Origin of the sequence: Shewanella sp. P1-14-1 (assembly GCF_001401775.1) — a bacterium.
Classification (GTDB): Bacteria; Pseudomonadota; Gammaproteobacteria; order Enterobacterales; family Shewanellaceae; genus Shewanella; species Shewanella japonica.
This window is the reverse complement of the sequence record NZ_LKTL01000010.1, coordinates 150813-162460: the sequence shown is the minus strand read 5'-3', so window position 1 is coordinate 162460 and position 11648 is coordinate 150813. Positions and strand designations below refer to the sequence as shown.

Sequence of the window (11648 nt, the reverse complement as noted above, 5' to 3'; positions counted from 1 at the left end):
CATATGGACTCTCCTTGATTGAATGTTTGCACTTTCAATATGGCACATAGTGGCCATTTGGTAAGGGGAGTCCATATCATTCGTTATATTCTACGCAGAGTTTGGTGCAATCGATGAAGCAATTTTTACTTCTCTTGATAGTTATTTTATTTAGCTCGGCTAGCCTAGCTAATTCTTGCTACATCACAGATGAAAATAAGAAAGACTGGAGTGAGCAGCATAGGAATAAGGTGAAAATTACCGTTGATGAATATGAATCAGAGCTATTTGTAAGTGCTATTTTCCCTAGCCAAATTGATAACGCAAAATTGCAAAGTTCGTTCTTCCTCAAAGGTAAGGATTGGAGTAAGCCAGAATTACTTATCCCGATTGAAACTAGGCTTGATAACAATAAAGTATTTGTTTGGTATTCTATTCATCCGTCACTTGCAATTGATGGTTTTGTTTCAGCAAGTTACGGTGAAGAGTGCGGTATTGAGATTATCTACCAGGTAGAATATAACAAGGCAATAAAGTCGGATTCGTAACAGTTTGCTCGGTTCCGCTTCGCTTCACATTTTAGCAAACTATTACTCACCGCTTATTGCGGCGTTAGGGTTACAGATGAATATCGAGCTACTTGGCATATCAAGTGATCAATTAGAGCCTTCCGATTCTGGCTACCCGGAAGATTTTGAAAACTTCGATGTATTGATCGAATTAGATTTATGCTTTGAAAATCATCAAGCAGATAGTGTGTTTTTTGAGTTTTATGTTGCATCACCTAATGCAGTAAGTTGTCGACCAATAAATTGCTTTTCACCGCCAACTTTAGTTATTGAAGAATTTGATTGGAATGTAATAAAAAATCGAGTAGCAAAGTTACTTGTACATGCTAATGGTTCAAACTCATGGACTGACGTTGCTACAAAATTAAGTGGTCAAATTAGGCCGGTAAATCTGAGTTGCTTTCCGTGGTAAAGTAACCCTAACAAGAGACTATGGCGTCAATAGCTAGTTTTGAGTTTTTGAGGCTTCCCACATTACATCATCTCTTAGCATGCAATTCAGTGTTACAATCATCTTGCTAATACAGGCAATTATTGCCTCTTTCTTTGGTCTTTGACGCGACTAATATGTGGGTAATTAATATGTGGGTAATTAATATGTGGGTCAGTGTACATTTTAATTTATTACCATACCTTTCCTATTCCCACGAGCGATTCTATACCCTTTGCGCTCACAAGCTTCTGTCCAGAACCATACTCGCTCTAAATCATTTATCTCCTCCACATGAATATATGCGAACAAATAAGTATGTTCGATACAGGTCGAACGCTACTTCTAAGCTAGAACAAATTACCAGCAATCTATTGCTGAGTTTGTGATACTTTACAGTAATAAAAGACTGTTCAATTAAGTCATAAAAAATAAACCTCAACTCTATGAATTATTGGGTATAAATGTATGTGGATAGCACTGACGATACTTGCGGCTTTTATGCAATCTTGGCGTAATGCATTTCAAAGCCAGCTGAGTCATCAAGTGAAAGTCAGTGGTGTCACCTTGGCGCGCTTTATTTGGGCAGGTCCAATTGCTGCTTTATACCTTTTCAGCCTTTATCAATTTCAACCCAGTGAGCTTCCCAGCTTTAGTTATCAATTTTATGCTTTTGTCATTGGGGCATCTTTGATGCAAATTTTGGCTACGGGATTGATGGTTAAACTATTTCAGTTAAAGAACTTTGCTGTTGGTGCAGGGCTTGCGAAAAGTGAGGCCTTGGTCGCGGCGATATTAGGTGTGCTTTTTTTTGGTACGAGTCTGAGTTTGTTAGGCTGGATTGGTGTGATCATTGGTGCGGTTGCTGTAATGCTGTTAAGCACTCAACGGGGTGTTAAGCGTTTATCGCTCAATACCATAGTGCTTGGTATTGGCAGTGGGGTTGCGTTTGCGTTCACATCACTTTGGGTACGAGAGGCAAGCTTGCTGCTCATGACTGACTCAGCGATGTATGACTCTATTCCATTTACCCATAGAGCTGCTTGGGTGTTGTTATCTGTTATTGGTCTACAGACATTGATACTGGTCAGTTACCTTGGGATTAAAGACCGAGCGACATTACTGGCGCTTTGGCATAGACCAAGGTTAACGCTTTCAATCAGTGTGTGTAGCTGTATCGCTTCTATTGGTTGGTTTAGTGCAATGTCGTTGCAAGCTGTGCCTTATGTGAAAACCTTAGGTCAAATTGAAGTGTTTTTTACTATGCTCATTAGCGTATTTTGGTTAAAACAAAAAGTGAAGGTTAACGAAATATTGGGTTTAGTCTTAATAGCACTAGCTGCAATTTTGGTGATGTGGACTTAACATTTAGCTGCAGCTGACGGGGTAACCCTATTTGGGGTTTAATGCCTTATATTGATTTTAATTTGTTGTTTTTTCGTACTATACTAGCCTGAGTAAAACCAAGAAGTCTTATTCAGGGAGTGTTTTATGAATCACCTTGCTCGACAACTGAGTGTTGCCATAGGCTGCACTAGCCTCTTATTTACATTAAGTTCTAATGTTCACAGTGCCACTCTTTCGACAGAAAGTTTAGCGCCTGAAGGTAGTCAATTATCAGGTGCCGCAACTTTTACTCCCGAACAAGTTACCCCGCCTCAAGACAGTGAGTTTGATTGGCTACAGTTAACTTCGATGGAGCTGTTAAAAGGGGAAATAAAAAACCTGTATGATGATCAGCTTGAGTTTGAAAGCGATGAACTCGACACTCTTTTTATTGATTGGGATGACGTTAAAGTACTGCAAAGTGCTGGCACGGTCAGTATTGGCTTTTTAGATTTAAGCACCCAAAGCGGACAGTTATTGGTGCGTGACGGTAAAATGTTTATTGATGGTAAAGAGTTTCAGCGAGAGCAAATTCTGACCATTATCGCAGGCGAGCAAACTGAATCTAATTACTGGTCGAGTAAAATTAGTTTAGGTGCCAACTTTAGATCGGGAAACACTGAGCAAATTGATTACAGTGCTATTGCGAAAACTAAACGCAGAACCACTGAGTCTCGATTTAATATCGACTATATCGGTAACTATTCTAAATCAGACAGTGAAGAGAAAATTAATAACAACCGTATTAATACCAACTTCGATTGGTTTTTATCTAAGCAGTTTTATTTGCGCCCTGTGTTTGCTGAGATTTATACCGATAAGTTTTTAAACATTGAATACAAGCTAACTTTAGGTTCGGGTTTAGGTTATAACATCATTGATACTTCGAAAACCGAGTGGAGTATTTCAGGTGGTCCAGCATATACCTATACTAAGTTTAATAATGTCGAAGCGGGAGAAAGCACAGACAGTAGCTCCGCAACTGTGGTAGTTGAGACGGTTTATGATACCGAAATAACCAGCGATATCGATTTTATCACTTCTTATCGGGTGCAATACGGTGATGATGATTCTGGTGGTTATACTCATCATGCTTTAGCGACACTTGAGATTGAGTTAACGGATATCTTCGATTTAGATTTATCGTTTGTCTGGGATCACACAGCGAGCCCTCAACCTGATTCTGACGGCAATACGCCAAAAGAAAATGATTACCAGTTTATAGTGGGTTTTGGCATCGATATCTAACCGTTTAATCGCTCTCGGTTAAAGTCAACGAATCATCAAATTAGGACCTATTGAAAGGTCCTTTTTTATGTCTGAAATTCTTGTTGTGACAATAATTATTAATACTCAGTTGGCTTACGAGTAAACCAAGCGTTGCGCCCGCGAGAATATCGCCCAAATAATGATAATTTTGCAGTAATTGCCCTAGAACTACCGCCAACATCGCAAATATCCATATCAACTTAAAACGAGGGAAACACTGCCAAAACAACGATGCGAATGTAAACGTCAATAGGGTGTGTCCTGACGGGAAAGAATGAAACCCTGCCGATAAAGAAAACGGATAAAATGCCTCTACGCCATGGGATATCCAAGAGAGGTTATTGTTAGTCCAAGTTTCTGGCCAAGTGCGGCCAAACACTATCTTGGCGCTGACTCTGATAATAGTGGCGTTGATTGCAACCAATAAGATGATATTTCTTAGATGATAAAGGCGCAGTTGATAGGGCTTAATTAGGCTAAGCACAACGATGATGAAGGCCAAGATTTCTAGCACCAAAGGACTTTTGGATAATGACTCTAGCACAGCATGTGTTTGGCTTGAGTAGGCAAAGCTGGCTATTTTTACATGCATTACATGATGTATATATTCAGCTAGTGGGCGGTCAAAGTAGGTTATACAAAATAAAACCCCAAGCAGCATACTGATATACCCTGCAACAATGGCGGGCTTGAAAGGTTGGTAAGTGGGCGTAAAAGTCGGTTTGGTCATAAGACTAAGGCAGCTTTTTCATTAGTGAGTACAAGGCTGTTTGTATAAGCTCAAGGTTGTTATTTTAAGGCTCAGGGCTGTTATCTTAAGGTTCAGGACTGTTATCTTAAAGCTCAAGGCTGCTATCTTAAAGCTCAGGGCTGCTATCTTAAAGCTCAGGGCTGTTTGTATAAGCTCAAGGCTGTTTATATAAGCTCAGGGCTGTTATCAATAAGTCTAGCGTCAATCCTATAATGAGTTGACATCATCCACGAGTTGGTCATTCACAGGGGTAGCAATATGATGATATTTCGCCCGTGACGTGACATAGCCATTAATTTGATGTATTTCAGTTTGACGTTGGTGCGCAATATCTTGATGCATTGAGGAGTAGTTATTCGCCGTCAGTGCGATAACCTGATAGACGTTTTCAACCATTGTTGGTTTGGATAGCATTACGCCGTCTGCATTAGCCACCATGACACATTCGTCGATAATATTATCTATGCGTGCTTGGTATTGCGGTTTGGCGAGTTGGCCGTTGCGGCACTGTTCTATGGCCGTAAGTGGATTAATCGCACAGTTGATGACCAGTTTTTGCCAAAGGGCTAAACGAATGTCCTCGCTTACGTGACAATCAGGTATTGCTTGGGTTAACAGTGCCAATTGCTTCTCTGTTAATTTTTTGCCTTTTAAATGGCCCAACATTGTCTTACCTGTACCGGTTTGACGCACATGAAGCTTGTTGCATTTTAATGCCGCTTGCGATGTTGTGCCAAGATAAAGGTTAATGTCGTCTCTTTGATGTTGCGCCAATAAAGCGAGGGTATCTAAATGCGGTCCCATGCCATTATGCAACAACAGCAATGTGCAGTGCTGCGGCAAGTTATCGATGAGTGGCCTGATGGCATGCGTAACTTGATAAGACTTTACACAAACGATGATTAACGAAACTGAGGCAAGTTGAGTGTGAGTTATCGTGTTTACATCGCACATCATCCCTTCAATGATCTGTGTCTCGCTGGTGGCTTCCTTTGAAAAAGGTTCAAATGTCAGTGCATGTTCTTTGATTAAATCCCTACCGAGTAATATCGGCTGAGTGAACTCAGATAACTGCTTGTAAACCAACATGCCGATGGCGCCAGCACCAAGAATGGCAACCGTAGGTTTAGTGGCGGCAACCGCTTTGGTTGTGTGAGGCTGAAGCATAATGGACTCGCTTATTATACTTTTGAAGCACGTTTAGGGAGTAATTTAGCCGCTTGGTACTTTCTAAATACAAACAAAAATAGATAGAACAATGCAATTCCCAGTACGTCAGCGACCACATCGGCAACCGAGGCACTTCGGTAAGGTATTTGGGATTGGATAACTTCAATTAAAATCGCATAAGCAGTGAGGACAGTGCACATCCAATACCATTTAGGCTTAAACGCAAAGTAGGCGAGAAACGCCAACCCTAAAAAGCTGACCGTATGGCCGACTTTATCCATATTTGAGAAGGTAACTGGGTAATTAGGTTTGGAAAAGACTAAGTAACTCACCACAAGTACTGCGACTACAAATGCGCCTGTAAAAAAAAGTTTTAATTTCATGCTGTGGTTAACTTAGCCTGATGCAATATCGTTTCGATGCAGCAATGATAGAAAATACCACGATTAATGTCATTAACTTCCAGATAATTATTGTTTTCTATTTTATGGAGGGTTTGCCCAGTGGCGGAAAATGCTAGAATAGTGGCATCGTAAATAGGGGAGAATTCCAATGCCATCTATGGATATTGTGTCAGAAGTTGATGAAGTCGAACTACGTAATGCTGTCGAAAACTCACGTCGTGAGCTTGCTGGGCGTTTTGACTTTCGTGGTAAAGAAGCTGAAATCGAACATAAAGATAATGTGGTTACACTGAAAGCTGAAGATGATTTTCAGTGTCGTCAATTGGTGGATATTTTACGTATACAATTAAGTAAACGTAACGTTGAACCATCAGCGATGGAAGTGGATGAAAAGTCAGTTCATAGCGGTAAAACCTTCAGTTTAAAAGTAAAGTTTAAGCAAGGGATTGATAGTTTAATTGCCAAAAAGTTGGTTAAACAAATCAAAGACAGCAAATTGAAAGTGCAATCGGCGATTCAAGGCGACTCTGTTCGTGTGACGGGTAAAAAGCGTGATGATTTGCAAGCGGTCATGCGCTTAGCAAAAGAGTCCGAACTAGGGCAGCCTTTTCAGTTTAATAATTTTCGTGACTGATTAGTTTCAATTCGCTTATTTGAATGATGCAAGCGCCGTAGCCGTTAAAGGTTACGGCGTTTTTTATTATCTAAATCATTAATCGATAAAAATTCATTTTTTATTTAAGTTGTGAGCGTTTGTGGTCGCCTTGTTGCTGCACACCTTTCATTAAGACACTTTAAGATTCGCGTTATGAGCACTGCAAAAATGAAATTTGCCATCGATGATGGTTCTACCAATGTCAAAATCAGTTGGATTGAAAATGACAAAGTACATTGTGTGACTTCTCCTAATTCGTTTAGGAAAGATTGGAAAAGTGCTGCATTACTCAATGGAAAGAAGATATTTAATTATCAAATAGGTTCGACCAAATACACCTTTGATGCCACATCGGACAGAGCGTTATCAACCACTCATGTGGCATATCAGTACGATGATTTAAACCTATTGTCAGTGCATCATGCCTTACTTCAAACGGGTGTAGCGCCATGCCCTGTGAGCATTTTGGTCACCTTACCAATTACTGAATATTACAATGCGGATGATTGCCAAAAGAATGAAGCCAACATCGCCCGTAAAAAAGAAAACTTATTGCGTGAAATTTCGCTCAATAAAGGTGAGTTATTCGAGATAGTGGATGTTGAAGTGCTGCCTGAAAGCTTGCCTGCGGTGTTAACAACGTTAGTGGATTCTGGTATCAATGCCTTTACTAAATCGTTAGTCATTGATGTTGGTGGCACAACCTTGGATATGGGCGTGATCGTTGGTGAATTTGATGACGTGTCGAGTGTATACGGCAATGCCACTATCGGCGTGTCTATGGTGACAGACGCCGCGAGAAAAGCCTTGGCAGCAGCTGATAGTGACGCAAGTTACTTGGTGGCAAATGAACTAATTAAGCACCGTCATGACCGTGAGTTTGCTTGTGAAGTTATTAATGATTTAAGCAAAGTTGATTGGGTGCTTGAATGTATTGAGAACAAAATTCAAGAACTCGGTAATGCAATTGCTTATGAAGCCAAAACCTTTATGCGTAACCCTAACCGCGTTTATCTTGTGGGCGGCGGCGCTATGCTGATTGAAGAAGCTGTGCATGCCGTTTACCCAAGCTTAGGTGAAAAAATCGTGTTACTTGAACAGCCTCAAGAAGCCTTATCTCGTGAGATCTGTTGTTATCACGCAGCTTAATAGGTAACTTTTATGCGAATTCAGTGCACGTTTAATTTAGCGCCAGAACTACATAAGCAACATAGCTTTGCTATTGATAATTTAAGAGCTTGGCAAGAAACGGAAAAAAGCCGTGGTGATGATAAAGATATTGCCCTTCAGCGGCGCAGTCACTTTCATCGAGACATCTACCTCAGCGGCCTTTATTTGCACAAAGTCTCGGCTGATTTACCTAGGCTTATTAGTGAGCAATATCATGTGGATGGCGTCAGTGCTGCTCGATTAATGAAGCAAATAAGCTTATTTGATGACACTGAAAGTGATCTAGCAATAGAGCCTGGCCTTGCCACATCGCATCAAGGTCTAGAGGAAGCTCAATGGCAAGAGTTAGAAGCTATATTGGCAAGTCACCGAGAGGAAGTCTTAAAGCAGCAGGAGGCGAGTGCACAGCAAGAGTTTCAAGCGCAGCAAAGCTTGTATCAAAGCCATTTTGAAAAAATGCAGCTCAATACAACAGAGGCCGTCGGCGGATTAGAAGCGTCGCTGTGTGGCAAGCTTACCACCGAACTGCAAGAGGCAATTAACAGTGCTGATATTAATCGTGCGCTAACGACATTAAGTGAGCAAATAGCAACGGTTGAACACAGTAACCAAAAAATGCTATCTGCACTAACACAACAAATTGAATCAATGTCGGCAAGCTTGCCAGATAATGTGCTTTCAGCTCAAGATGACCGTGTGCCATTCACTGATATTCAAACCTCCATTGAGACTAATCAAAAAGCGATTCAGCAGTCTATTTTGCTATTACAACAACAGTTAACCAGCCAATTTCAAGCGGTAGCAGATAAGCTTAATCAAGGATTATCGGTCAGTGGCTCTCAAATGGGCGCTACAGAGCTGGCCGAGTCTCAGCTAACTTCTCAATTGGCTCGAGCCAGCAAAGTTAAGTCAAAAGGCTTGTGGTAACTGCAATGCTGTATATGTAATGCGTATAAAATAGCCCAACGTTAAGTTGGGCTTTTTGTTGTGACTAACTGTATTCGATGACGTATGAATGCTGCTGCGCAGTATACGTGTTAAGTCTGTTAACTCTGCTAAGTGAGTTTATTGGCATCACTGTTTACGTCAGCGCTTTTTTCGTTAGCGCTATTTGCATCAGGGTTTGTTGATGCTGTTTGCTTATCAGCCTGTTGGCAGGGGGGAGGGTAGCGCTGTAATAAGCTAATCATCAATAAAACAGGGAAGCCAATTAAACTGGCAGCAATAAAGAAGTTAACGTAGCCAAATGCGTTTACATATACCCCTGAAAACCCTGCAATAAACTTAGGGAATAGCAGCATAATTGACGACAGTAATGCATATTGGCTGGCACTGTATCCGCTGCTAGTTAAGCTGGATAGGTAAGCAATAAAGGCGGCAGTTGCAATCCCTGCACTAAAGTTGTCTACCGAAATGGCAAAGGTTAAAAATGGCACGTTGTAACCAATGTATGCCTGCCAAGCAAACAGTAGGTTGGTGACTGCAACAAGTAAAGCACCGACAAATAAAATCTTCATCGTGCCATAACGCATAATTAAAATGCCGCCCGCACCAGCACCGAGTAAAGTCATGATTAATCCATAAGCTTTACTTAAAAACGCAATTTCTTCTTTGCTAAAGCCCATATCGACGTAAAACACATTTGCCATAATTCCCATCACAATATCTGAGATCCGATAACAAGAAATCAGTAATAAAATCAGGATGGCACTTTTACCGTAGCGTTTGAAAAAGTCGACAAATGGCAACACGCTTGCACTGTATAACCAGGCCATAGCACTTGCCATTTTAGTCGGGTATTTTTGAGCAAACTTTTGCTTTAATTGGCGTTCGTTCTCATCAGCATCTTTAGTATCAACTTGGGGCTCCTTACAGAATAAGGTGGTAATGAGCCCCACTGACATGAGCATTGCCATGACAAAGTAAGCGGTTTGCCATGCCTCTAAATTATAGTCAGTGTTACCTGGGTCAACCCAGGCGGCTATAGTTAATGCGCCTGCTGTTGCCACTATCATAGCGCCGCGATAACCCACTTGGTACGCAGCAGCTAATGCCGCTTGCATGTCTTGAGGTGCAGATTCTATTCGAAAGGCATCAATCACAATATCTTGAGTGGCAGAGGCAAAAGCCAGAATGAGAGCAAAAATGGCTAGCTGTTCTAAATCAACGAGGGGATCGCTTTGCGCCATACCTAATATCGCAGCTACAAGACCAAGTTGGGCAAAGATCATCCAACCTCGTCGCCGCCCAAATAACCGTGTAAATACCGGCAGTGCCATTCGGTCAACCAATGGTGACCAAGCCCACTTAAAGGCATAGGTGAGGGCTATCCAGCTAAAATAACCGATAGCCGCACGGTCAACACCGGCTTCTCTAAGCCAAAAGCTAAGAGTGGAAAACACCAGCATGAGAGGCAAGCCTGCAGAAAACCCAAGCAATAACATTGCAAGGACACGTTTGTGATAATAAACAGATAAGGCTTCACGGGTACGAGATAACAGTTCTGACATTAAGGCAACTGATTGAAGGAGAATGGCTCTAGCTTATGCTGCGCTGCTCATTGGTTCAAGCCATTCTGATTGGAAATTTAACCTATTATAAAAACAGGGATAACAAAGGGAAACTTTTGGTTAATTTGTCGGCCGTAAACCGATACAACCTGATGGCATTGTGCCACCTATATTAATGTAATCGCAGCAATCATCGACTTGTTGACGTAAGAATTGATTACCTCTAATTACAATCGCGGGCCATTGGTCAAAACAATGGAGAAGATGCCAAAATACTTTTTCTGTGTCGGTAGGAGTTTGGGGTTCGAAAGTCGGGCTATCGGCAATAGATTGCCACTCTTCGAGTACGTCCCACATGTAGAGCTTAATTTCGCTGTGCTCTAATTGGTTATTTAAAAATGCTTTCCCATAATAGGCAAGCTGCGGCGCCTTTGTTTCTATGAAGTCATTTGGGGTCATTGATGACATCCTTTTTTAAATACAATCCATGAACAAAATCTGATAAATGAATACAAGAGTGTGAGCTTGTGTTGTCACACGGAAATCAAAACACGGGAGTAAAACAGTGAATAGGTTAGGTAAGTATAGTCAGGATTGTTGAATATTTACTCGAATTTACATTGTCATCGAAAATTCAGCGTTTTGTTCTGGAATAATTTGTAAACCAAAGATAACAGGCTAAAAAAACTGGAGCAAAATCAATGTTTCACTCCAGCTGTTGTTGAAAAAATGATTTAATAAAAAGTGGTAATTATGGCCCTTTTTTATTTTTTCAGTAGTGTCGCTTTATTCAGTTTGATTTCTTTGATAGGAAAATCAGGCCAGTTTAATTCATCGTTATGGCCAGTCGGCACATAAGACATAGCTTCTAAAACTGCCATTCCTTCAATGACTTCGCCAAATACCGCATATCCCCATCGGCGTTTTGAAGGGTTAAGGTTTTTATTGTCACCTACATTAAAGTAAAACTGACGGGTCGCAGAATGCGGATCATTATCACGAGCCATGGCAATCGTGCCCATACTGTTTGATAACCCGTTTCCTGATTCGTTAAATAGCGGGTCCATAGATTCACGTTCTTCAAGCTCAGGGCTCAGGCCGCCACCTTGAACAACAAAATCAGCGATAATACGGTGAAAAATCGTATTGTCGTATTCACCTTTAACGACATAAGTAAGGAAGTTGTCGACAGTGAGCGGGGCACGGGTGCGATCCAATTCAACGACGATTTTACCCATAGTGGTATCAAACTCGACTTGTGGGTAAAGCGTGTTAGGTTGAATATCAATGGCGGCTTGGCTCACCATGGATGTCAGTAACAAAATGCTGGCAGCAATCCACTTTAGCATGAGATT

13 protein-coding genes and 1 pseudogene are annotated in these 11648 nt (G+C 41.2%); 7 read left to right on the top strand and 7 right to left on the bottom strand.

Annotated elements, in window-relative coordinates; translation table 11 throughout:
• The first annotated feature begins 113 nt into the window (after positions 1-113).
• Complete coding sequence (locus AN944_RS09470; protein ID WP_055024360.1) at positions 114-527, top strand: hypothetical protein; 414 nt, start codon at positions 114-116, stop codon at positions 525-527.
• 76 nt (positions 528-603) lie between these two features.
• Positions 604-960 carry an Imm8 family immunity protein gene (locus AN944_RS09465; RefSeq protein WP_055024359.1) on the top strand — a complete coding sequence of 119 codons (357 nt, stop codon included), beginning with the start codon at positions 604-606 and terminating at the stop codon, positions 958-960.
• Between the two features lie 33 nt (positions 961-993).
• On the opposite strand, the pseudogene AN944_RS21500 reads toward AN944_RS09465, so the two are convergent.
• A pseudogene (locus AN944_RS21500) lies at positions 994-1101 on the bottom strand (IS110 family transposase); the annotation flags it as partial.
• A 345-nt stretch (positions 1102-1446) separates the two neighbouring features.
• On the opposite strand from AN944_RS21500, the gene AN944_RS09460 reads away from it, so the two are divergent.
• Both AN944_RS09460 and AN944_RS09455 read left to right on the top strand, forming a co-directional pair.
• Entirely contained in the window at positions 1447-2343 is an 897-nt protein-coding gene (locus AN944_RS09460; protein WP_055024358.1) for a DMT family transporter, read from the top strand.
• A 126-nt stretch (positions 2344-2469) separates the two neighbouring features.
• Positions 2470-3612: a YdiY family protein gene (locus tag AN944_RS09455; RefSeq protein WP_055024357.1), complete on the top strand. Its 1143-nt coding sequence runs from the start codon at positions 2470-2472 to the stop codon at positions 3610-3612.
• Between the two features lie 40 nt (positions 3613-3652).
• Here AN944_RS09455 and AN944_RS09450 read toward each other — a convergent pair whose 3' ends face one another.
• The 3 genes from AN944_RS09450 to AN944_RS09440 all read right to left on the bottom strand — a co-directional run bounded on the left by AN944_RS09450 (position 3653) and on the right by AN944_RS09440 (position 5937).
• Positions 3653-4363: a phosphatase PAP2 family protein gene (locus tag AN944_RS09450; protein WP_082419973.1), complete on the bottom strand. Its 711-nt coding sequence runs from the start codon at positions 4361-4363 to the stop codon at positions 3653-3655.
• Positions 4364-4591: 228 nt separating this feature from the next.
• The gene (locus tag AN944_RS09445) at positions 4592-5551 is read right to left on the bottom strand and encodes a ketopantoate reductase family protein (RefSeq protein WP_055024355.1); all 960 of its coding nucleotides are present in this window, start codon (positions 5549-5551) and stop codon (positions 4592-4594) included.
• A 14-nt stretch (positions 5552-5565) separates the two neighbouring features.
• On the bottom strand, positions 5566-5937 hold the full coding sequence (locus tag AN944_RS09440; RefSeq protein WP_055024354.1) for a VanZ family protein: 372 nt from the start codon (positions 5935-5937) through the stop codon (positions 5566-5568).
• 169 nt (positions 5938-6106) lie between these two features.
• Between AN944_RS09440 and AN944_RS09435 the strand changes: the two genes are divergently transcribed.
• The 3 genes from AN944_RS09435 to AN944_RS09425 all read left to right on the top strand — a co-directional run bounded on the left by AN944_RS09435 (position 6107) and on the right by AN944_RS09425 (position 8710).
• The gene (locus AN944_RS09435) at positions 6107-6592 is read left to right on the top strand and encodes a YajQ family cyclic di-GMP-binding protein (RefSeq protein WP_055024353.1); all 486 of its coding nucleotides are present in this window, start codon (positions 6107-6109) and stop codon (positions 6590-6592) included.
• A 174-nt stretch (positions 6593-6766) separates the two neighbouring features.
• Entirely contained in the window at positions 6767-7762 is a 996-nt protein-coding gene (gene parM / locus AN944_RS09430) for a plasmid segregation protein ParM domain-containing protein (protein ID WP_055024352.1), read from the top strand.
• A 12-nt stretch (positions 7763-7774) separates the two neighbouring features.
• Complete coding sequence (locus AN944_RS09425) at positions 7775-8710, top strand: hypothetical protein (protein ID WP_055024351.1); 936 nt, start codon at positions 7775-7777, stop codon at positions 8708-8710.
• 128 nt (positions 8711-8838) lie between these two features.
• Here the strand turns inward: AN944_RS09425 and AN944_RS09420 are convergent, their stop codons facing one another.
• From AN944_RS09420 to AN944_RS09410, 3 genes are all read right to left on the bottom strand, one after another.
• Entirely contained in the window at positions 8839-10293 is a 1455-nt protein-coding gene (locus tag AN944_RS09420) for an AmpG family muropeptide MFS transporter (protein ID WP_082419972.1), read from the bottom strand.
• A 120-nt stretch (positions 10294-10413) separates the two neighbouring features.
• Positions 10414-10752 carry a hypothetical protein gene (locus AN944_RS09415; protein ID WP_055024350.1) on the bottom strand — a complete coding sequence of 113 codons (339 nt, stop codon included), beginning with the start codon at positions 10750-10752 and terminating at the stop codon, positions 10414-10416.
• 305 nt (positions 10753-11057) lie between these two features.
• Positions 11058-11642, bottom strand: a complete 585-nt coding sequence (locus AN944_RS09410; protein ID WP_055024349.1) for a peptidylprolyl isomerase — start codon at positions 11640-11642, stop codon at positions 11058-11060.
• Positions 11643-11648 lie beyond the last annotated feature (6 nt).